This window comes from Rhodococcus sp. NPDC059969, from assembly GCF_042738325.1.
Classification (GTDB): domain Bacteria; phylum Actinomycetota; class Actinomycetes; order Mycobacteriales; family Mycobacteriaceae; genus Rhodococcus_F.
The window spans coordinates 79,168-100,576 of the sequence record NZ_JBHWUF010000008.1 but is presented as its reverse complement, the minus strand read 5'-3'; the positions used below and the strand labels follow the sequence as shown (position 1 = coordinate 100,576).

Sequence of the window (21,409 nt, the reverse complement as noted above, 5' to 3'; positions counted from 1 at the left end):
CTCGTACCTACTGAGCGCCTCGAACTTCGGTTCGGGGCGCTCAGTCGTTTCGGGAGGGCAGTCGTTTCCGCTCCGGCTCGTCGGAACGTGCGATATGGCACCCTGGCGAGATGGTCGAGAGTGTCGGTGAGTCCGAACGTACGGGTGAGACGGGCGGCAGCTTGGCGAAAATGGGCGGGCAAGTGGCGCTCGCCAGCACGGTCAGCCGGATCACCGGTTTCGTCCGCACCCTTGCCCTTGCCGCAGTCCTGGGCATTGCCCTCGTCAGCGATGCGTACAACGCGGCCAACAGCTTCCCCAACATGGTCTATCAGCTCCTACTCGGCGGAATTCTCGCCAGTGTCCTGCTTCCGTATCTGACGCGGCAACGACGCCGTGGGCGGGCACTCGAACGAGCGCAGACGCAACGCGTCCTCACTGTGGGAGCGCTTGCTCTTGCTCTCGTGACAGTAGTGGCGGTGGTGTGCGCGCCGCCGCTGGTCTCGGCCGTGATCGATGATCCGGCTCAACGCGAGCTCACGACGCTCTTCGCGTATCTACTTCTGCCGGAGATCTTCTTCTACGGCATCACGGCGATGATGACGGCTGTGCTCAGTGTTCGATCGGTGTTCGGCGCGCCGGCCTGGGCACCGGTGATCAACAACGTCGTCCTTCTGGTGACGGTCGCAGTCTTCTTGTGCATCCCGGGTCCGGTGGCTTTGACTCCAGAGTCGATGACAATGGCGCAGGTTCTGGTGATCGGTGTCGGTACTCTGCTCGGGATCGTGGCGCAAACCGCTGTCGTTGCTCTAGCGCTGCACCGCAACGGGTTTCGGTGGCGCCTTCGCGTGCGGGTCGTACCGCACACCTGGCGACCGGTGCGCGTCGGGGTGCCGTTGCTCGGGTGGGTTCTGGTGTACGTTGTTGCCGGTCAGGTCGGGGTGTGGGTGACGATGAAGGTGACGCTCTCACGTCACGTCTACTCGATGTACACACATGCGGATCTGCTGTTTCAAGTGGCATACGGAATTCTCGGAGTGTCTCTGTTGACGGTACTGATGCCGCGAATCGCCAGGTCAGTTGCCGCGGGGGATGACGTAGGCGTCGTATCCGATCTCGGCCGCGGAGCCCGGTATTCAGTGGTGGCTCTGATTCCGGTCACCGTGGCACTCATGGTGTTCGGCCCCTCGTTGACCACTCTGATCTTCTTCGGCCGGGTGGACGGCAGCAGTGCCCGTTTGATCGGGACGGCCCTTGCCGTCAGTGCATTCGGCCTGGTGCCCTTTGCGATGGTCATGCTTCAGCTACGAGTGTTCTACGCCGACAACGATACTCGAACTCCCGCCGTGATTGCCGTTGTGATGGTGATTGCCAAGACGACACTCGTTCTTCTTGCATCACTGTCGGCGAGTGACGAAACGCTGATCCTGGCTGTCTGCGCCGCCGGCTCGTTCTCCTACGTGTTCGGAGCGGTGCTCGGCCATGTCCTGCTTCGAAAACGATATGGGCTGTTGGGATTCCGTCACGTGCGGGCCACTGTCGGCAGGATTTCGACGGCGACAGTGCTGGCAGGCGGTTGTGCGCTCGCTCTGGTTGTGGTGGTTCAGAATCGCATTCCCGAGCCCAGACTCGCTGCTGCTGTTTCCTTGTCGGCGGGTGCAGCCGTTGGTGTCATTGTCCTGTTGGGCGCGTGCAAGGTGGTCGTTGTTCCCGAGATTCGCCGGGCCCGAGCCCTACTGTTGTCCTGAGGACAGGAGCGGTACCAGCAGTTCGTCCGGGGTGAGGGCACCGTGCTGTCCACGGAGGCCGGACAGTCCTGACTCGACAGATCGACGTACGACGGCTACGTCTCCGGAGGCAATGGCGATGACATCGCCGATCCGCCCGTGATACTCGGAATGCACTGCGGGCCCGAACAATCCTGCGACTATGCCTTCAGATCTCGTCCCGATCCACATGCGATCACCCAGCTCGGCGCGCCAGCGGTCCGCAACATCTTGTGCAGCGCCTTCTCTGGTGTGGATGTGACGACAACGCGGTTCACCGGCAAGGGCGAGTACGTCTTTGGACAGAATCGGAGTGTTGTCGAAGTCGATCTTGTTCTCGTCCAACACGTCGACCATTCCGTGGTCAGCCGTCACCAGCAATCTCACGTCCGGACCGAGAGCGGTGGCGAGTTGTTCGACCAGTCGATCGACAAGCATCAGTTGGAAGATCCACGGTTCGGACTCGGGGCCGTAGACGTGGCCCAGCGCATCGATCTCGCTGATGTAGCAGTACGTGAACGTCCGGTCGGCGGATTTCGATGCCGCCACGGTGCGAGCGAGGAGGTCTCCGTAAGCCTGGATCCCGGCGAACTGGGCACCGCGCATTCCCGCCCGGGTGAGGCCGCTGCCGTCGAATTTGGACGGAACGACGGTAGTGACGGTGATGCCGGCGGCCGCTGCGCGATCGAAGGTCGTGGCCTGCGGCTGCAAGGTCTCCGGGACGATGGAGTCGGTCTGAGAATCCTTCTTGCCCGCGCTGTGCCAGCCCAGCCAGTTGAACACCGAATCGGCTTCTTCGACGTAGGACTGGTAGCCGGTGATGCCGTGCGCTCCCGAAGGCAGACCGGTCCCCAGCGAGACGATGCTGGTGGCCGTCGTCGTGGGGAATCCAGCCCGGATGGGCGTTCCGGCGAGTGAATTCAGGAATGGTGCATGTTCGACGTTGCGGGCGAGCAAATTCGCGCCCATCCCGTCTACCAGCAGAATGACGGTCTTCTTGCTGGGTTGCAGATCGAGACGGTTCGCTTCGCCACTCACTCCGAGGGAAGCGAGTACCGACGGCGCAAGCGTCGACAGTGTCGGCTGCGAGTACACATCGAGGAGAGGGGCGGGGGCGGGCATCCCATGAGATTAGGCGTTGGACGCAGAAAACTGCATACCTTCTGGGCGAGTGTTCAAATCTGCGCTTCTCGAAACCGGCCTTCACTCCATGATCGTCGAGATCTGGAACTTGGCACCGAGAGGATCGGCAACCGATGCGAGACGGCCGAAGGGCGTGTCCTCGGGATCGCGCAGTACGCTGCCGCCGAATTCGACGACCTTGGCGACTGCCGCATCCGTGTCGTCCGCCCCGAAGTACACCTGCCAGAACGACGGCACCTCCGCCGGGAGGAACGAACTGGCATCCATCAAACCGGCGACGACGGTGTCGCCCTGCTTGGCCTGTGAGTACCGGAACTCGTCGCTGTCGCCGATGGACTCGTAGGTCCAGCCGAACACGTCGGTGTAGAACGGCAGAACCGCGGCGTAGTTCTTGGACAATGTCTCGTGCCAGACCGGCGCTCCGGCCTCGCCGACCAGACCGAAGCCGTGGTGCTGATCTGCCTGCCAGATGCCGACGACGGCACCGGCCGGATCGCCCACGATCGCCATGCTGCCCTGAGGACCGACTTGCATCGACGGCATCATGATCGTGCCGCCCGCGGTTTCGGCCTTGGACGCCGACGCTGCCGCATCCGCCGAGGAGATGTAGGTGGTCCACACGTTGCCGTAGGGGTTTCCCTCCTGCTGGGGGCCGAGCCCGGCGATGGGCTGCCCGTCTTTGCTGAAGATCGCGTAGCCCCCGTACTGCGGGTCGTCGTTTGTGTCAGCCTGCCAGCCGAACACGTTGGTGTAGAACGATTTGGCAACCGCCGTGTCGGAGCTGGTCAGGTCGATCCAACAGGGAGTTCCGTCGAGCGCTGTACGTGCGGGCATCTGAAAATTCTCCTTTACCGAAACGGATACACAAGCAAGGGACACAGAGCGGGCTGGCCGATGAAGGCGCGATTCTCACGCTACGCGCGTACCCCGACACATTCCCAGGGATCGAGAGCTTTGGAGTATTTGGCCGCTTCATGTTCACCGGTGGACCGGACCCGCCAGTATCATCTGCGCCGAATCGTTCTGATTACGCCGAAATTATTGGGGCACTTGCCCAATCGGTAAAGACTTCTTACTGGCGTAGTGCCGGTGCGGGTCAGCTCGTGATCAGCCCCGTGCGATCGAGCCACGCGAGCGCATGACGGGTGAACTCGTCCGGAATCTCCAACTGTGGGGTGTGGCCGGTGTCGCCGAGAATGATGGTGGTCCAGTGTGGATGTGCAGCAGCGGCCGCCCGTGCGGCCTCGACCGGGACAAGACGATCGCGGTCGCCGTGGATCAGGAGCGTCGGAGTCGTGATCTCTCGCAGGGTCTTTCGATACGAAGCCGGGCGGGCGAGGGTCATCAGCAGTGATCGTGCTGCCTGCAGGAACTCGGCATCCTGAGTGGGTTCGTTGCGGCGAATAGCCGTCAAGGCGGCGCCCGCGTCGAGAACCGCAGGGTCTGCTCGCGTCGGATCGGCGAAACACAATCTGGTCATCTGTGCGGCCAACTGCCGGTCGGACATCTTCCGGCGTCCGAAGCCGAGAACCTGCTCGCCGACGTACGGCATCGAGTAGAGCGCGAATTGAGCGGCGACGGTCAGGTCGGGAAGTTGGACGGGAAGGGGGAGTGCCGGATCCACCAGGACCAGGCCGGCCACTGATTCGGGACTGGCATGGGTCGACATTGCCGAGACCATTCCGCCCATCGAATTGCCGAACAGGACGGCGGGCTCACGCACCACTGCGTCGAGAAAGCGATTCAGGAGCGCCGCGTTGGCATCGACGCCGGTGTGCCGCCCATCAGCAGAGGTGAGTCCGAATCCGGCGAGATCCAATGCATACACGCGCGTGCGTGCGGCCAACGCCGGTGCCACCCGTACCCAGTTGAGATGTGAGCCGCCCAGTCCGTGAACGAGGACGATGGGCGGCGCTCCGCTGGGACCGCCGAAGTCGATCCAGTGAACATCACCGCCAAGATCGGTGATGTTGCTTGTCCCGCCCCACGGGTGCGTGAGGGTGCTTCCGTCGGCAAGTTGGGCCGAAACAGCGGATTCCATACCTGCCAGGATGCACCGAGGTGTCGTCGTAGTCACGCACTCGCCCCGGTTCGAGATGCGAAATTGTGTGCTCGATCACGGATTGTCCAGAAGCTCACGAAACGGTCAAAACGGAATTTGACTGGTGCCAAGCACTTTTCGTGGTTGTCATCGATTTTTCGCGGCCGCGGTTCGCGTCCGGCCGAGGGAGGTTCGGGCATACTGAAAACCATGTGGTGGATGGTCGGGCTCATTGTGCTGGCCGCGTTGGTTTTGGCATCCGTTCTGGTCGGTTTCGTTTTCCGCCGCCCGATCGCCGAAGACAAGTCGGCGGTGCTTGCCTTCGACGACGCCGCATCTCAGCCCCAGCGCGACTGACCGCCGTCGAGCGGAATTGTTGCTCCCGTCAGATAAGCGGCATCCGGCCCGACCAGGAAAGCCACCGCTGTACCGATGTCCGTCTCGCAGTCGCCGATCCTCCGCAGTGGAATCCCGGCAACAAAAGCGGCAGCCTCTTGCGGACGCGCATCGGCCCAACGCTCTAACCCGGGTGACGAGGCGTGTGGGGCCACCGCGTTGACACGGATCCCGTCGACGCCCCATTCGCACGCTGCTGCGCGGCTGAGGGCTCGGACGGATTCCTTCACGGCCGCGTATCCGCCGTAGCCGGCAGCATCCCAGCGGACGGCCACGGAACTGACCATGTTGATGATCGCCCCGCCGCCGCGCTCCTTCATGAACGGGTAGCAGGCTTGCATTGTTCGCAGCGTCGCGACGGGGCCCGACGTCAATCCGTCGGCAAGGCGCTCCGGAGTGAGGTCGAGGATGTTGCCGAGCGGGTTGAGGCTGGCGTTGTTGATCAGGATGTCGACGCCGCCGAACAGTTCCACGGTTCGCGCCACAGCGCCGGTGATGGAGTCAGCGTCGGCGATATCCACGAGCACCGGTTCGGCGCGGCCGCCACGTTGGGTGATCTCGTTACATGTGACGACGAGTTTCGACTCAGTACGGCCCGCGACCGCGACAGAAGCGCCCTCCTTGGCGAGTGCCAACGCAACTCCCTGGCCGACTCCTTGCCCTGCACCAGTGATCAGGGCCACTTTTCCATCCAACTTGCCCACTGCTGTTCTCCTGCTCGTCATTCAACGGTTCCCGAAGCGTTGTCCGAATCGCGCATTGTTACTCGTGGGTTCCCGCTGGATGAGATGTGAGTTACGTCCCACTCGGCGGCACCGCTTCAAATTTCGGCTGTCTTACGTATATTGTGAGCGCCGTTACATACCGGGCGCGCGGACCGCGTACACATTCCATGATGAGGAGCTAGACATGGCATTCACCACTGGCAGCAGCAAGACGGACCTGGCACAGCTCGGCGACTTCCAGAAGATCATTGCAGGCCTGGGCGGCGTCCTCGTCGGCATCGGCGCAGTTGCTGGTCTTCTCGGCGCAATCGGTGGCGCAGGAAGCTCGCAGCCGAAGGCTTGATTGCTTCGCTGAACCGGATTTACGGCCTCCGGCCCGCGTCCTGAAGGCATTGCCTTCGTGGACGCGGGCCGGAGGTTTATCTTCATGTGAATGTCTGTGCCTTGCAGGCACATTCATTTTTGTGATACTTCGATTGTCGCTGGTATGTCCACACCTTCTTCGTAGACCTGGGGTCCGAAGTTCGGCAACGGAGTGAAATCGAGTGTCGCTTCCGAACCGCGGTAGTGGCGGAAGTAGTAAAGTGATCTGTCCGGCCGGACCACTGTGTCGGGTTCGGTTGTCTTCCAGGCCCAGTGGACGTCTGCTCGCAGAATCTCCGACAGTCTGAGTATGTTCTTGCAGCCGTGGCTTTGTAGCCCAAGGCATTTGAGCGTACCGACGTCTCGCAGTTGCCCGTCGCGCGTCCACCTGGATTCGTAGACCAGCGCATCGAGAACAACGCGGTGCGAACCCTCTCGAGTAACACCACCGAGTAGTGTCCCCCAGTCCAATCCTGGTGCGTGTTGGAGGTATTCGTCCGCGTCGATGAATGCTGCCCAGGCGACCGTGTCGCGATGTCGGGTCACGTAATCGACGTAGGCCTCCACCTGTCCGTGCACGATCCGACCGTCCGCGTCGCGCGGTTGCCAGTCGATGATTGTCACCGGGAGGTCGTGCAGTTCCTTGCGGAATGCGACCTGAACCTCGCTGTCCGACATCGATCGCGTGAAGGCGCCGTACGAGTTGCCGCGCTTGTCCTCGCTGCGTCCGTGCCAGCGGTTGAGACTGAATGCGCTTGTCTTGCGAGTGGACCCGACGGAACCGGTGTTGTCGTAGAGAACAACCTCCCAGCCTTGCTCGATGTGGTGCAGGCACCAGTCTCTGATGAAGGGGAGATGTTCGCGGGGGAGCAGGACCGCAACCACTGCGCGACGTCCGGTGTCAGAGCTGTTCGGATGATTCTTCGGATCCGTGATCACCCGACACACGATAGTGCTCTGCGTGGAAGCGAGTTACTCGATATTGAGGATGGAGATTGGTTGACACATTCGACTATTTGTCTCATAGTCGAGTCATGACAACCTCTGTGTCACATTCGCCACGGTTTGTTCCTTCCACTGGGGAGTCCTGGCGTTCGCCGTGGGCAATGTACGACGCGTTACGCGAGAACGATCCTGTTCACAACGTTGTGCCGGAAGCTGCGCCGCAGGACGACTACTGGGTGCTCACCCGTCACGAAGACGTCTACAACGCCGCTCGCGACTACGAGACGTACTCGTCGGCAAAGGGATTGACCACTGTCTACGGTGAACTCGAGCAGATCGGGATGCAGGACAATCCGCCGTTCGTGATGCAGGACCCGCCCGCGCAGTCGGAGTTCCGGCGCATGGTGTCGAAGGGGTTCACCCCGCGTCAGGTGTCGGCGGTCGAGCCGATGGTCCGCGAATTTGTCGTCGAACGTATCGAGGCGTTGAAAGCGCGTGGCAGCGGCGATATCGTCGTCGAGTTGTTCAAGCCGTTGCCGTCGATGGTCGTAGCACATTATCTGGGTGTGCCGGAATCGGACCGTGATCAGTTCGACGGCTGGACCGAGGCCATTGTTGCTGCCAATTCGGCTGGTGGTGTGGCCGCAGCGGCGACGACGGCGCAGGCCGCCACCGGTGAGTTGATGATGTACTTCGCTTCGCTGATCGAACGCCGCAAGGTCGAACCGGGTGACGACACTATTTCGCACCTACTCGCCGCTGGTCTCGGTGAAGAAGGCGACATGTCCGGCTTACTGTCGATTCTGGGCTTCGCCTTCACCATGGTGGCCGGTGGAAACGACACTACAACAGGAATGTTGGGCGGATCGGTGGCGATGCTGACCGAACGCCTCGACCAGCGTCAGATCCTGTTGGACGATCCCGCATTGATCACTGACGCAGTCGACGAACTGCTTCGGCTCACCTCGCCGGTCCAAGGTCTGGCACGCACCACGACGCGAGATGTGGCCTTGGGTGGCAAAGTGATTCCGGCAGGACGTAAGGTTTTGCTGATGTATGGTGCGGCAAATCGTGACCCCGAAAAGTACGGACCCGACGCGGCGGAGTTGGACGTCTTGCGCCGGCCACAGAAGATACTCACCTTCAGTCATGGCGCACACCATTGTCTGGGTGCGTCGGCCGCTCGGATGCAGGCACGAGTTGCGTTGGAAGAGTTGCTCTCCCGGATTCCAGACTTCCACGTCGACATCGACGCGATGCAGTACGCACCAGGCAATTACGTCCGCCGTCCGCTCACCGCCCCGATGTCGGTTAGCCGGCCGTGAGCAACGACTGGCTCGGTGAGGGCCGCGCTTTGGCGGCAGCCGAGAAGATTCTCGACAGCGCGGCGCAATTGTTCGTCGAAAAGGGCGTCGCAACGGTCGGTATGGCGGAAATAGCCTCTGCTGCAGGATGTTCTCGGGCCACCTTGTATCGGTACTTCGAGAATCGACAGGCTCTACACATCGCGTTCGTTCACCGCGAAGCGCGCAGGCTCGGAACAGCCATCGCGGAATCGGTAGCGGCCATCGACGATCCGAGTGAGCGTCTCGAAACGGCGATGCTCGCGGCAGTGTCCGCGGTACGCAGCACTCCGACGCTGGCTGCCTGGTTCACCCCGGGTGATGCGAGTCTTGCCGGTGAGCTTGCCAATTCGTCCGATGTCATCAACGGACTGGGGGTCGCGATGCTCGGTGACACCGGCGCCGAGGTAGCCACTCGAGCACGTTGGATCGTGCGAGTGATCCTCTCGCTGCTCATGGTGCCGGGGGCGGACGAGAATGACGAGCGGGCGTTGGTGCGTGAGTTCGTCGCTGCGCTGGTGAGCGCAGGAAGGACCGCCTGATCATCCCTTCCGGGTGATGCGCGAGGGTGCTGTCGGGATCGAGGATGAACCGGTATCCAGACACAGGCCACCGCGAGTTCCCGAGGAGCGTAAGAGAAGATGACTACACCGTCCGAACTCGACCCCAAGCCCGCCACCGAAGCGACTCGCCAGGCGAATGCTCAGGTTCTCCGTGACCTTCCTTTCGACGACACCTTCGACTTCGATTTGATTTCACGAGGTCTGGTGGCGCCGCTCATCGACGGCGGGTTGGTCAAGGGCGACAAAGGGCAGTTCATCTTCTCTTACGACGCCTACGGGTTCGCCGACGGCGACGCGCCGGATACCGTCAACCCGAGTTTGTGGCGCCAAGCGACTTTGATGGGAAAGGGCGGCGGACTGTTCAAGCTCGCTGATCGCCTGTATCAGGTGATCGGCCAGGATTTGTCGAACACGACGATCATCGAGGGCGACACCGGATTGATTATCGGTGACACTCTGATGTCCGCGGAAACAGCCGCACTCGCGTTGGAGTTGTACTACCAGCACCGCCCCAAGGTCCCGGTCAAGGCAATCATCTTCACTCACTCCCACGGCGATCACTTCGGCGGTGTGAAAGGATTTGTCACCGACGAAGAGATCGAGTCCGGTGCCGTAAAAGTCTATGCACCCGACAGTTTCACGGAAGAAGCGATCTCCGAGAACGTGCTTGCCGGTACGGCGATGACGCGTCGCGGAATGTACATGTACGGATCGTTTTTGCGTCCCGGTCCACAGGGGCAGGTATCCGGTGGTCTCGGACTGTCCACTTCGCACGGCACGTCGACGTTCGCCGTGCCGACCGACGTCATCACCGAACCGGTGCACGAAGAAGTCATCGACGGTGTGCGCGTGACGTTCATGCTCGCGCCGGGAACCGAAGCACCGTCCGAGATGCTGTTCTATCTACCTGATTTCAAGGCGCTCGGTTCGGCTGAGGACGTCACACACACGATGCACAATCTATACACGTTGCGCGGCGCCAAGACTCGCGACGCCAAGGCCTGGTCGCATTACGTTCGCCTGGCGATGGAGCTCTTCCCCGACGCCGAAATCATTTTTGCGCAACATCATTGGCCCACATGGGGCAATGAGAAGATTCGCAAGCTCATGTCGGATCAGGCAGACCTGTACAAGTATCTCCACGACCAGACGTTGCGTCTTGCAAACAAGGGACTGACACCCGTCGAGATCGCCGACCAGATCGAGGTACCCGACGCCATCGGAAAGCAGTGGTACAACCGCGGGTACTACGGCTCGCTCAGTCACAACGTCAAGGCGATCTACACCTTCTATCTCGGTTGGTTCGACGGCGTTCCCGCTCACCTGAATCCTCATCCGCCGGTGGAGAACGGCAAGCGCTACGTCGAAGCCGTCGGTGGACCGGACGCGCTCCTGACGAAGGGCAAGCAGGCGTTCGATGACGGCGACTACCGCTGGGCGGCGGAGTTGGTGAATCACCTGGTCTTCGCCGATCCGAGCAATCAGAAAGCGCGAGAGTTGTTGGCGGACACGTACGAACAGCTCGGCTACCAAGCCGAGAACGGTACGTGGCGCAACTTCTATCTGGTCGGAGCGATGGAGTTGCGACATCCGCTGGCACCGATGCCGTCCAACAACCCCACCGGCCCGGCCGTCGTCGCAGTGATGCCGCTCGAACAGATGCTGGACTTCTGGGCAGTTCGCCTCGACGGCCCGAAGGCCGCCGACGTCGACCTGTCGTTGCGATTCGTGTTGTCGGATACCGAGGACAACGTCCTGGTCACAGTGCGCAACGGCGTGCTGAACTACGACATGGACAGGGCAGATTCGTCGGCCGCCCTGACTCTGACCTTGACCCGTGCGGTGTTCAACGAGGTGTATCTGGGGACGACCTCACTCACCGAATCCATCACCTCCGGAACAGCGACGGCTGCGGGGGATCAGTCAGAACTGGAGACGTTCATCTCGCTGCTGGAGGATTTTGATCTGTGGTTCGATATCGTCACGCCGTGACTGGTCGACTCCATGATGTGGCCCGGGCGGGGATCACTCGAAACGAGAAGGATCCCCTGCTCCGACGCGCACGATCTCGGGGACACCGGACGAATAGTCGACCACTGTGGTTGGTTCAGTTCCGCAATCACCCGAGTCGATGACCGCGTCGAGCTGGTGGTCGAGTTCTTCCTTGATCTGCCAGCCGTCCGTCATCGGCTCCTCGGCGCCGGGCAGCAGAAGGGTGCTGGAGAGGATCGGTTCTCCCAATTCCTGCAGGAGCGCACGCACTACCGGGTGGCTGGGGATGCGCACCCCGACGGTCTTCTTCTTGGCGTGTGCCAGCCGCCGCGGAACTTCCTTCGTGGCGGGAAGGATGAACGTGTATTGGCCCGGGGTGGCGGCTTTCACCGCGCGGAACGCCGAGTTGGTGACGTGGACGAAGTGCCCGAGCTGCGCGAAGTCGGCACAGACGAGTGTGAAGTGGTGATCCGACCGCAGATGACGGATCTCGCGGATCCGATCGGTGCCCGAGTGATTATCCATTCGGGCGCCCAAGGCGTAGCAGGAATCGGTGGGGTAGGCGATGACCGCGTCGTTGCGCAGCATTTCGACGATCTGGCTGATCGCGCGCGGCTGCGGGTTTTCGGGGTGAACGTCGAAGTATCGGGCCATCAACCCAGCTTAGTTCAGTCGGCAGATCACGAATGCAGTTCACCGTTCAGACTGTGGTCGGCGAGTAATCCCGTCAGTTCTTCGGCGTAGGCGAGTTGCTTACGTAAGTGTATGCAGCTTTCTTCCGCTCGGGTATGGCAGGCGGTGACGAATTCGGTTGCACCGGTTCGCATCGACGCGTCCGAACCTTCGTCACCGAGCACTGCCAGAGAATCGAGGAGTTGTTTCATTTCTTCGAGACTGAATCCGAGCGGCTTCATTCGTCGGATTACCAGTAGCCGCTGGACGTCGGCCTCGGTGTACAGGCGGAAACCTCCGGCGCTCCGCTCGGACGGGGTCACCAGACCGACCTCGTCGTAATGACGGATCGTCTTGATCGACAGTTCGGTGCGCTCGGCAACCTGACCGATCTGCATGTTCTGCCCCTGGCCCGCGTGTTCCGGCTCAGACATCACTCCCACTTTCGTCGCGCTGAGCCTCCATACTCTCAATGACCATCACCCAGGCGACCGGACAGGCGCAGATGGCGCTCGGCCGACGCGCCGTCGAGGCCCACGATCTCGACTTTCTTGCCTCTGGCGGCGTACTTGGTGGTGATGGCGTCCAGAGTCGCCACGGTCGACGCGTCCCAGATATGAGACTCGGAAAGATCGATGACAATGCTCTTCGGGTCGCCGACGTAGTCGAACTGATAGATGAGATCGTTGCTCGATGCGAAGAACAACTCGCCTCGAACCGCATAGACACGGGTGTCCTCGTCCGGATGCGCTACGTCGACAACTTCGGTGAGGTGCGCGACGCGGCGGGCGAAGATCACCATCGCGGTAATCACTCCGACGATCACGCCGTAGGCGAGATTATGGGTCGCGACGGTGACAGCCACGGTGACCAGCATGACCGTTGTCTCGCCGATCGGCATGCGGCGCAAGGTCTTCGGATTGATGCTATGCCAATCGAAAGTTCCGACCGAGACCATGATCATGACGGCCACCAATGCGGCCATGGGAATCAGCGCCACGATGTTGCCGAGGCCGACCACGAGTATCAGCAGGAACACGCCTGCAAGGAAGGTCGAGATCCGAGTGCGAGCGCCGGAGACCTTCACGTTGATCATGGTCTGGCCGATCATCGCGCACCCTCCCATGCCTCCGAAGAAGCCGGTGACGATGTTCGCGACGCCTTGGCCCCACCCTTCTCGGGTCTTGTTCGAGTGGGTATCCGTGACGTCGTCGACGAGCTTGGCGGTCATCAACGATTCCAGGAGTCCGACGAGCGCCATGGCCAACGCGTACGGAGCAATGATCGACAGTGTGTGCATTTCCAGAGGGACGTCGGGGAACAGTAGCGTCGGCAGGCTCGACGGAAGTTCGCCCTCGTCGCCGACGTCGGGAACATCGAATGCGAAAACGACTGTGGCGGCGGTCAGTAGCACGATCGCCACCAGCGGAGCCGGGACCGCGTTCGTCAGTTTCGGCAAGAACACGAGAATCAGCAGGGCGATCATCAGGAGTGGGTAGACGAGCCACGGAACATCGATCAGGTGGGGGAGTTGGGCGATGAAGATCAAGATGGCCAGTGCATTGACGAATCCCACCATGACGCTGCGCGGGATGAAACGCATCAACTTTGCGACGCCGAGGAGGCTCAACACGATCTGGAGGAGGCCGGCCAGGAGGACTGTCGCGATCAGGTAGTCGATTCCGTACTCGCGCGTCAGTGGAGCGACGACCAGTGCGACGGCGCCGGTGGCCGCGGAGATCATGGCAGGTCGTCCGCCGACGACGGCGATGGTCACAGCCATCGTGAACGACGCGAACAGCCCCACCCGCGGATCCACCCCGGCGATGATCGAGAACGAGATCGCTTCGGGGATCAATGCCAAGGCCACGACCAGTCCGGCCAAGACTTCGGTTTTGAGTCGGCGAGGTGACCGAAGCGCGGTTCGTACCGAGTTGTCGATGGTGGATGAAGCGGTGGTTACTGCCATGAGATTCCGTCCTGACGAGGTTCTCAGACTCTACCCTCCCGTAAGGGTAGAGTGTGAACGAGAATTTGACAGCGATGCGAGTGTCGGTCGAATTCTATTTCGCTGCAATGAATCTCGATTGTTTCGATTCAGCGGAAGGGGAAGGCTCGCGTTGGCTGTCAGATGTGACGGCCGGTAACCCTTACCAAGTATTTACCTACTGTGTGGTTTTTGTTGATCGAAAACTGGCCAATTCGGGCGTTCGCTCCGTTACAGTTCGGCGGCAAACGTCAATCAGGTTGTTCCGAGAGGACATCATGTCAAAACGCTTACTGAATGCTGCGCTGCTAGCCGGCCTCCTTGCCGGTGGAACCGCGGTGGCCGTGATTCCGGCGACCGCGGCACCCGTTGCAGAAACCACGTCGACAACTTTTCAGGTCACGTGCCGCGCAGTTCCGAGTGCGTTCTCCGGGCCGTCGTCAGACGGAAAGCCTGCCACGGTGCGGGTCTCGGCTCCGTCGGTCGTAGCGCCAGGTCAAGTCTTCGACATCGACGTCGATCCGGGTAGCGTGCAGATCCCGAACGATGTGAGCGGCGCAAGTGTCAAGAAGATCTCACGTCTGAAGATCGATCTTCCGATTCCGGCCAACGCGGAGTTCGTCTCGGCGGTGGTCACCGATCCGGGCAATGTCGTTGCCGGGAAACCTGCTTCGGTGATTCGTGTAAACGAAGACGGCACTCCCACTCCTGACGGCTCGATACTCCGGTTGTCCGGCGCAAACGAAGCGATCGGCAACAGTCCGTCATCGTCGTCGGGAGCGCACGGTGGTCTCGCGATCAATGCTCAGTCCGGTGCCGAGACGAACATCGTCTTTCCGAAGATCAGAATTACCGTGAAGGCCGGGTCTTCCGGCGTGGTCGAGACCAATGTCCGGACCTCGGGCGCTGCAGGTACTTTCGGTGGGCCGGAGTCATTCTTGACCTTCCTCCCTCAGGTCGGTCACTGGCTCGCGGGAACGATCTGGGCGCCTACGTCCTGCTCACCCCGCGACAGCGAGACCGGCCCTCTCAATGCCGGTGCCGGCAGCCTGGCGTCGACAAAAATCGACGGGGACCTGGGACCGGTCGATCCTGAGCCCGGTACCGACATCGTGACCACACTCGAGGGACCGGCTACCGCCGTAACCGGCACCAAAGTGTCCTTCGCTACTCACGTCGAACCGGAAAATGCCACGGGAACAGTCCAGTTCATGGTCGACGGCAAGCCCGCCGGCGAACCGCGGCCGGTGGTTCGCGGTATCGCCCGCCTGGATCTGACCTTCGGTAAGGCCGGAATCAAGTCTGTGACTGCGGTGTTCACCGCTACCGGTGACGAGGCGAAGCACATGTCGGCGGCACACATTCTCACCGTCACCGGCGATTCAACAGGTCCGGTCGATCCTAACCCGACCGATCCGGGCACGCCGGGCGGTCTCGGCAGCCTCGAGTCCGTTCTGCCGCAGCTGCCGACGGGTTCGCTCGGCGGCAAGTGATCACGGATCTACTTCACCGAACACTCGATGCCCGAGTTCTTTTGAAAGGCAATACATGAACCCCCGTTCTCTGGCTGTTTGCGCAGCCGTACCCGCTCTCGCGGCCGGACTCCTCGCTGTGTCCGCGCCGACAGCAGCAGCATCAGATGCCGTGACACGAACAGTTTCCTTCGAACACAAGTGCCGGGTCGACGGCGCCACCGATTGGGATTCGTCGTTCTCCGACAACATGGAGGTCACGGCGCCCACGTCCGTGCGTCCCGGCGAGCAGTTCACGGTGAAACTCCATCCCGGCACCATGCGTAGTTCGGATTCGGACACCGGTCGAATCAAGTACGACATTGCGCTTCCGCAAGGGGCAACACTGGTTTCGTACTCTCTCGTCGGTGATTCGTCGTCCAACTTGACCGGCGAAGCTGCGGTACTGCTCCGTGTGGGTGCAGACGGAAATGCGAACGCCACCGGTGAATATTTGCGCATTACCGGGACCAGCAACAAAACTGTCAACGACGGTCCGAGCGCGAACGACAACAAGCCCAAGGAAGGGCTGCAGGTCAAGGCCAACACGGACTTCCGTCTGCCGGCAGTCGAATTGAAACTCGAAGCTCGCTCCGACGAGGGCAATGCGACGACGCACCTGCGCGGAGGGGCTGCGAGCCCGACTATCAAGATCAAAGACACAAGCATGAGCTTCGGCGAGTCCCGATGGGTCAATGCCGCTGGGTATTGTGTTGCTTCGGGCGACGGACGCGGCGCCCTCTCGACTACAGAGGTCTTCTCGACCAACCAGACCGAGACGACGGTCGCTGTCGCACTAGAGGCACTGACGGGCGAAGACGTCAAGATCGCGGCGAGCATCGACCCGAATCCAGGTGAGGGAACAGTCGAGTTCTTCGACGGCGATACCAAGATCGGCAGCGCCGCAGTCGATTCGAATGGCCATGCTGAACTGGTCTGGCCGTTCCGCGACCAGGGCGAGCATCGCATCACCGCAAAGTTTCTGGGTACCAAGAAGTTCAGTTCTTCGGAATCTGCGGACAAGACCGTGACCGTCACCGTGCCTGGTGTCATCGTCGTCGAGCCGGTGGATCCGACGGATCCGGAAACACCGGGCGGAACCGGAAGCCTCGGTGACATCTTCTCGAAGCTGCCGACGGGCTCACTCGGAGGCTGAGTCACCCAAACGGCAGGGGAGCGTCGACGTTTCGGCTCGAATCTGGGTGTGTGGTCGAATACTGGAATGACAGGTTCGAATCATGTCGAGAGCCGCAACGCCGGCGTTCCCTGTTTTTCTCAATGGGAGTCTCCGTCACGGAAACCGGGCCGGAACCACAAAAGGTAGCTCACCAAAACTCGTGCCCTTTTACTACCGTTGGTTGAAGAACTGCGCGATCCGCGGGTTCTTACATCAACAAGCCTTCGAACTCGCCGCTGCGGTTCAGGTATGAACAAGGTAGGGAAAATGCGCAAGGTTGGTTTGCTCGCGTCCGCTGCGGCAGTAGCTGTCAGTGTGGCAATGATCGGGACGTCTACGGCTTCAGCAGCGCCGGGAAGCATTCCCGGACACGGGCTGTTCGACGTGCCGTGGGAGGTGTTGCCGGGAACCTACACGACTTCTGGACCCGAATCGGCTGACATGCCATGCATTTACGGCCGAGCAAAAGTTGACGGCGACGGTGAATTGAATGTCCTCGAGTTCGAAAGCACCCTCGAACCGGCGACGGTCACGATTCTCTTGACGGATTCTCGCTTCACCACCGCATATTGCGCTGATTGGAAGAGAGTGTCGTCAATCGGATCGTTGGACCTCGGATCACTTTTCGGGTCATAGACGTCTCCTGGTTTGACATGAATATCGGATATGGCTGTTCTTGCCATTTCGATTAAACACTCGGCTCGCGGATGCGCTCGTTCGTCTCGAGTTGCCGACCACTCGTCGCATGAGTCGACGACCAGGGACTTTGGCCCTCGGTATTTACCTACCACTCGGTATATTCTGCGAAGGTACGGACTTCGTGAACCGATGTGAGTTGGCTCCGGGGACGTGCCGGCCTCGCAGGACCGCCCGCAAAGTCAGCCCGGTGAGGCCACCAGAAGTTCGCGCATTTCGACAGATTGCCGCTGGGTCCGTCCGCTACGAGGGGAGCGGACGGACCTGACAGCACGAGAGAGTGCCATGCCTGAACGTGGTCAAAGCAGAGTGGACGCGGGGATCATCGCCGTTGTCGCGATCGTTACCGGTGTGTTCGTTGCACTGACCGGTCACGGTCTCGTTGCAGCGCTGGCCACCGTGTTGGGGCTCGCGCTCGGAATGGCGATTGTGCGGTATCTGATCAAGGGCCGCTGATCAAGGGCCACTGATCAGCGGACTCTGATCACCGTAAGAGTTTCAGCAGGTCGTGAGAATGTCGGCGATGGTGTCATGTTCGGCTTGGGTGACCCACAAACCGTATGCCGCTTTGACTTCCACTTGAGCAGTCACGTACTGGCAGCGGTAGGCCTTGTTGGGTGGCAGCCACGACGCCGCGTCGGAATCCGACTTCTTCTGGTTCGTGGGTCCGTCGACAGCGCGCAGGTTTCGAGGGTCGTTGGCGAGATTGGTTCGCGTTTGCGTATCGAGCTGCTGTGCGCCCTTCTGCCAGGCATCCGAGAGTGCGACCACGTGGTCGATCTGGACTGCAGAAGACGTGTCCTGGCCGCGAGTGAACGCGATGGTCTTGTTCGTGTACGGGTCACGGAGCGTGCCGGTTTGGACGGAGCAGCTTTTGGAGCCGTCCTTGAATGTCAGGTCGGTGAGGTCACGCCGCAGGATGTCGTTGCGCGTATCGCAGCCGTTGTGGCCGAACTCGACGGTGACGTCGTCCGTCCAGGCCGTACCGAACAGTGCGCGGTCGTAACCGGTCTTGGGTGCGCGTCCTTTTACGGGGATCTGTGCCAGCAGTTCAATTGCGGCGGACGAAGGAGCCGAGGCTTCGGTCGCCACCGTCGTCGTGACGCCGGATCCGATTCCTGAACCGAGAGAAGATGTTTCGGGTGCATCGGCGTTGGAATTGGCGCAGCCTCCCAGCACGATCACGGCAGCGATGCCGATGGTGACGCCGGTGATGCCGCGCCTGTGATGTGCCGTGCGTGCCATGTGCGAGAGTCCATTTCTTCGAGAGATGAACTACAAGTATGTCATTCGCGACATTTCGGGCTGAGCCGGCACCTCCCGTCAGTCCGGTCGAAGTAGCCACCGCTTCACCGGGACGGAGACTAGAACTCGCGGGCCGTCGCGAGTCTCATCTGCGGCGTCCCATCCGTCGTACTTCTTGCCGAAAAGTCGCGCGAGAGCACGGAACTCGTGTGCGGCGAGCCGTCAGTTCGAAGGGTGGTCAACCACGCGCAAGGAGTGTCCGCGATAGTCACGGTCTCAGTATCGGTGCCCGCCGGAGGTACACAAGTCACGATGCGAAACAAACAAGGCCCGGTTGTCGCCGTGCGGCGATCTCCGGGCCTTGTCGGGAGGTGTGGAAGCTTCAGATCTCGATCTTGGGGGTCTGTTCGCCCAGCTTGTGGCGAGCGAGTGCCAGGTTCGCACGTGCGCGGTCGAGGACGAGGTACACGAACAGCGTCGAGAGTCCGGGCGTCTCGAGGACACGAATGAGGTGGTACTGGTTGCTCAGGGTAATCAGGATGTCTTCCAGGGTGTCGGTAATCCCCAAGTTACTCATCGTGCGGAGCTTTGCTCGCACAACCTCGGAGTTGCCGGCGCCGGCGTACTCGAGGCTGAATGACGGGTTGCCGCTCATGCCGAGAACCATTCCGCTGTCGGCGTCGACGACGGCTACACCGCTGGCACCGTCGATGCGCATCAATTCGCCGAGGATTTTGTCGATGTTGCTCATTACTTCTCCTTGGTTGGACAGAGCCGCGCGGGGCGACTCCAGGTGATGCTTCGGTGGTGAAGTCATCGGTACATTTCGAGGTGGAATCGTTGGTTGCGGCGTCGGGGGTGGGCCGGGCGGCAACTGTTCAGCCTGTGAGATTTGGGGGCTTGCTCCGCTATGCGCAGATGAGCGGCCGTTCGACGACTCGAATTCGTCGATGCGGTCTGCGGGCAGCCAGCCGTCTCCAGGGGGTGCGTTGAGCGGCCATCGCGTGTCTGTCTCGTAGTCCGGGACCGGCGGCTGGAGTTGTGGATACACCGGCGCAGTCAGTGGTCGCTTGTACGGAATCGGTTGACCGCCCGCGTCGCCGACGTTCGCGAACCAGGCGGCGTACCCGGGATCGCTGCGATCGAGGTTTTGCCCGCGATCGTCATCATCCTCCCGGGAACCTCGTCGACGAAAAAGTCCCACTCGTTCCAGCCCCTTAAAGACGAACTCTTTCCGATCGGTGCGTTCCGGATGAACGCGGCAGACCGGACAATCCCACCCGTAGTTACTTTGCAGTTAAATCACCGTAGCATGGGTTTGCGAAGGCGGTATACGGTCCAATACCGCAGACGGGAGGACGAGGCGCTCGGATTCGGCAGGCTGCGCGGGCGATTGTCGCTGATCGGCGATGCCGGTCCGTTCGAACCTCAGTGGCCCTCTGGCATCCTTGAGGGATGAAGAAAACGATCACCGGGTTCATCGGTGCCTGCTCGCTGGTGGCGCTGGTTGCCTGCGGTTCTGACGGAGACAAGCCGACCGAGGTCGGAACACTCACTTCCTCCGCTTCGGCGACCACCACGGCGACGCCGACGGCGTCATCCGAGGCTCCGGCAACGTCGTCGGACATGACTACCGAGGCACCTTCGGTCGAGTCGAGCGCTCCGGTGGAGGTTCCTTCGGACCCGAACGCAAGCTCGGCGCTGCCGCGGACATACGCGCAAGCCTGCGCCGACGTTCTCCGGTACCTCGACGCGTACCAGCCGGCAATCGACCAGTCGGGCGAGGAAATGGGTATGACGCGTGAATCATTGGCAAACGACATGATGACGTCCATCCAGGCTTATCCCGAATGGTCGAGCTTGTCTGCCGACGAGCAGGCCGAGGTCACTCGCGGATTCGCCGCAGCGACCGCAGGAAGCTGCTGACTTCCCTTCAGAACAACGATTCCTGAATCGCCACGCCAGGGGATACGAACTCGCCGACGGTGATGGTTCGACCGACCAGTCCGGACACGTCCGCGACAAAGCGTGGTGATTCAGGGTCGGTGTCGATCCGCAGCGATGCGATCGACCCGGCAAGGCCCTCCAAATACAGAGAATGCTCCCCGGACTCGAAAGTGTGCGGATACGCGATCAACGGTGCCGCATCGAAGACCACGTCGGCGCACGCCGGCGCCGTCCATTCTTCGGGAGCCTCCAGGATCTCGATGCCGTCGATGTCCGCCCCGATGTCCTTCAACTCGTCTTTGATCGACGATACGAAGTGATGCAAAGACTTTCGGAGTTTCTCGCGATCCAAAGAACCCGTCAGTGCTTCGATCTTTCGAGACGTACGGATGGCCTGGCTCAAGTGGAACTCTTCCGACACCCGGGCTTCGAGCGAACGGATGCTGTAACCGTCTGTCGACCGCGCGACGAACAACGCGCAGACTGCTCCCTGCTCGGCGACTCGCGGATGCTTGCGAAACTCGGACGCCGTCCCCACCTTCATCTGACCGCCGGCGAATACGTCGACGTAGAGCCATTGTGGTTGTGCGAGGTAGGTACGCACGTTCGGATGAATGTGCGCACCGCTGACGTGTGCCTGATGAACTGTGGTGAACCCCTCACGGTTTCGGCACCGATCGCATTGGCGTCCGGCAACGACGGTGGCCCCGCGGTCACACGGCGAGTGGCCTGAACCTTCTGCGGTGAGATCTCGCCACCCGAGGCAACGGCGGCCCTTCGCTTTGTCGACGGAGAATCGCAGTACCGAGTCGTGAGTGAAGAACGTCGTAGCGGAAGTGGTGTCGTCGACGCATCGGATCCGTGGTGCTGTCGGGTTCGACCATTCGATTCCGCGGACGAGCAGGGTCATGATGAAGT

Annotated in this window: 21 protein-coding genes and 1 pseudogene; 11 read left to right on the top strand and 11 right to left on the bottom strand. The window is 61.2% G+C overall.

The genetic code is table 11. The features are described from left to right. The first annotated feature begins 110 nt into the window (after positions 1-110). Positions 111-1,727, top strand: a complete 1,617-nt coding sequence (gene murJ / locus ACFWAD_RS21430; RefSeq protein WP_378547481.1) for a murein biosynthesis integral membrane protein MurJ — start codon at positions 111-113, stop codon at positions 1,725-1,727. Here the strand turns inward: murJ and ACFWAD_RS21425 are convergent. The 3 genes from ACFWAD_RS21425 to ACFWAD_RS21415 form a co-directional block, all read right to left on the bottom strand. Next, positions 1,713-2,867 (bottom strand): alkaline phosphatase family protein, encoded by a 1,155-nt coding sequence (locus tag ACFWAD_RS21425; RefSeq protein WP_378547478.1) that lies wholly within the window; start codon positions 2,865-2,867, stop codon positions 1,713-1,715. The two genes, murJ and ACFWAD_RS21425, sit on opposite strands and share 15 nt — an antisense overlap. Positions 2,868-2,948: 81 nt before the next feature. After that, entirely contained in the window at positions 2,949-3,722 is a 774-nt protein-coding gene (locus tag ACFWAD_RS21420) for a VOC family protein (RefSeq protein WP_378547475.1), read from the bottom strand. A gap of 262 nt (positions 3,723-3,984) precedes the next feature. Next, the gene (locus ACFWAD_RS21415; RefSeq protein ID WP_378535514.1) at positions 3,985-4,929 is read right to left on the bottom strand and encodes an alpha/beta fold hydrolase; all 945 of its coding nucleotides are present in this window, start codon (positions 4,927-4,929) and stop codon (positions 3,985-3,987) included. 219 nt (positions 4,930-5,148) lie between these two features. On the opposite strand from ACFWAD_RS21415, the gene ACFWAD_RS21410 reads away from it, so the two are divergent. Next, entirely contained in the window at positions 5,149-5,286 is a 138-nt protein-coding gene (locus ACFWAD_RS21410) for a hypothetical protein (protein WP_378535516.1), read from the top strand. On the opposite strand, the gene ACFWAD_RS21405 is transcribed toward ACFWAD_RS21410, so the two are convergent. Further along, positions 5,268-6,029, bottom strand: a complete 762-nt coding sequence (locus ACFWAD_RS21405; RefSeq protein WP_378547472.1) for an SDR family NAD(P)-dependent oxidoreductase — start codon at positions 6,027-6,029, stop codon at positions 5,268-5,270. The genes ACFWAD_RS21410 and ACFWAD_RS21405 overlap by 19 nt on opposite strands. 205 nt (positions 6,030-6,234) lie before the next feature. On the opposite strand from ACFWAD_RS21405, the gene ACFWAD_RS21400 reads away from it, so the two are divergent. After that, entirely contained in the window at positions 6,235-6,393 is a 159-nt protein-coding gene (locus tag ACFWAD_RS21400; RefSeq protein ID WP_019747160.1) for a hypothetical protein, read from the top strand. 113 nt (positions 6,394-6,506) lie between these two features. On the opposite strand, the gene ACFWAD_RS21395 is transcribed toward ACFWAD_RS21400, so the two are convergent. Beyond that, on the bottom strand, positions 6,507-7,352 hold the full coding sequence (locus tag ACFWAD_RS21395) for a hypothetical protein (RefSeq protein WP_378547469.1): 846 nt from the start codon (positions 7,350-7,352) through the stop codon (positions 6,507-6,509). Positions 7,353-7,447: 95 nt separating this feature from the next. Here ACFWAD_RS21395 and ACFWAD_RS21390 point away from each other — a divergent pair, with 95 nt between their 5' ends. From ACFWAD_RS21390 to ACFWAD_RS21380, 3 genes are all read left to right on the top strand, one after another. Beyond that, on the top strand, positions 7,448-8,683 hold the full coding sequence (locus ACFWAD_RS21390; RefSeq protein ID WP_378547466.1) for a cytochrome P450: 1,236 nt from the start codon (positions 7,448-7,450) through the stop codon (positions 8,681-8,683). Beyond that, the gene (locus ACFWAD_RS21385; protein WP_378448767.1) at positions 8,680-9,243 is read left to right on the top strand and encodes a TetR/AcrR family transcriptional regulator; all 564 of its coding nucleotides are present in this window, start codon (positions 8,680-8,682) and stop codon (positions 9,241-9,243) included. Before ACFWAD_RS21390 ends, ACFWAD_RS21385 begins: the two co-directional genes overlap by 4 nt. 99 nt (positions 9,244-9,342) lie before the next feature. Then, positions 9,343-11,256 (top strand): alkyl/aryl-sulfatase, encoded by a 1,914-nt coding sequence (locus tag ACFWAD_RS21380; RefSeq protein WP_378547463.1) that lies wholly within the window; start codon positions 9,343-9,345, stop codon positions 11,254-11,256. Positions 11,257-11,289: 33 nt separating this feature from the next. Here ACFWAD_RS21380 and ACFWAD_RS21375 read toward each other — a convergent pair whose 3' ends face one another. From ACFWAD_RS21375 to ACFWAD_RS21365, 3 genes are read right to left on the bottom strand one after another with little or no spacing between them, the layout of a single operon-like run. Then, positions 11,290-11,910 (bottom strand): L-threonylcarbamoyladenylate synthase, encoded by a 621-nt coding sequence (locus ACFWAD_RS21375; RefSeq protein WP_003945756.1) that lies wholly within the window; start codon positions 11,908-11,910, stop codon positions 11,290-11,292. Positions 11,911-11,936: 26 nt separating this feature from the next. Next, positions 11,937-12,362, bottom strand: coding sequence for a MerR family transcriptional regulator (locus ACFWAD_RS21370; protein ID WP_378535530.1), 426 nt, complete (start codon positions 12,360-12,362; stop codon positions 11,937-11,939). 35 nt (positions 12,363-12,397) lie between these two features. Further along, complete coding sequence (locus ACFWAD_RS21365) at positions 12,398-13,897, bottom strand: SulP family inorganic anion transporter (protein ID WP_378547460.1); 1,500 nt, start codon at positions 13,895-13,897, stop codon at positions 12,398-12,400. Between the two features lie 296 nt (positions 13,898-14,193). Here ACFWAD_RS21365 and ACFWAD_RS21360 point away from each other — a divergent pair, with 296 nt between their 5' ends. The 4 genes from ACFWAD_RS21360 to ACFWAD_RS21345 all read left to right on the top strand — a co-directional run bounded on the left by ACFWAD_RS21360 (position 14,194) and on the right by ACFWAD_RS21345 (position 17,755). Further along, positions 14,194-15,408 carry an Ig-like domain-containing protein gene (locus tag ACFWAD_RS21360; RefSeq protein WP_378547457.1) on the top strand — a complete coding sequence of 405 codons (1,215 nt, stop codon included), beginning with the start codon at positions 14,194-14,196 and terminating at the stop codon, positions 15,406-15,408. A gap of 55 nt (positions 15,409-15,463) precedes the next feature. Further along, positions 15,464-16,582 (top strand): Ig-like domain-containing protein, encoded by a 1,119-nt coding sequence (locus tag ACFWAD_RS21355; protein ID WP_378547453.1) that lies wholly within the window; start codon positions 15,464-15,466, stop codon positions 16,580-16,582. A 288-nt stretch (positions 16,583-16,870) separates the two neighbouring features. Beyond that, positions 16,871-17,239: a hypothetical protein gene (locus ACFWAD_RS21350; protein WP_378547450.1), complete on the top strand. Its 369-nt coding sequence runs from the start codon at positions 16,871-16,873 to the stop codon at positions 17,237-17,239. Positions 17,240-17,584: 345 nt separating this feature from the next. Beyond that, a complete protein-coding gene (locus ACFWAD_RS21345; RefSeq protein WP_378535541.1) occupies positions 17,585-17,755 on the top strand; it encodes a hypothetical protein in 171 nt (56 codons plus the stop codon). A 45-nt stretch (positions 17,756-17,800) separates the two neighbouring features. On the opposite strand, the pseudogene ACFWAD_RS21340 reads toward ACFWAD_RS21345, so the two are convergent. Beyond that, a pseudogene (locus ACFWAD_RS21340) lies at positions 17,801-18,544 on the bottom strand (HNH endonuclease family protein); the annotation flags it as partial. Between the two features lie 382 nt (positions 18,545-18,926). Next, positions 18,927-19,295, bottom strand: coding sequence for a hypothetical protein (locus tag ACFWAD_RS21335; protein ID WP_378448756.1), 369 nt, complete (start codon positions 19,293-19,295; stop codon positions 18,927-18,929). 704 nt (positions 19,296-19,999) lie between these two features. Here ACFWAD_RS21335 and ACFWAD_RS21330 point away from each other — a divergent pair. Then, positions 20,000-20,470, top strand: coding sequence for a hypothetical protein (locus ACFWAD_RS21330; RefSeq protein ID WP_378535545.1), 471 nt, complete (start codon positions 20,000-20,002; stop codon positions 20,468-20,470). 7 nt (positions 20,471-20,477) lie between these two features. Here the strand turns inward: ACFWAD_RS21330 and ACFWAD_RS21325 are convergent, their stop codons facing one another. Then, positions 20,478-21,401 (bottom strand): DUF2797 domain-containing protein, encoded by a 924-nt coding sequence (locus ACFWAD_RS21325; RefSeq protein WP_378547447.1) that lies wholly within the window; start codon positions 21,399-21,401, stop codon positions 20,478-20,480. Positions 21,402-21,409 lie beyond the last annotated feature (8 nt).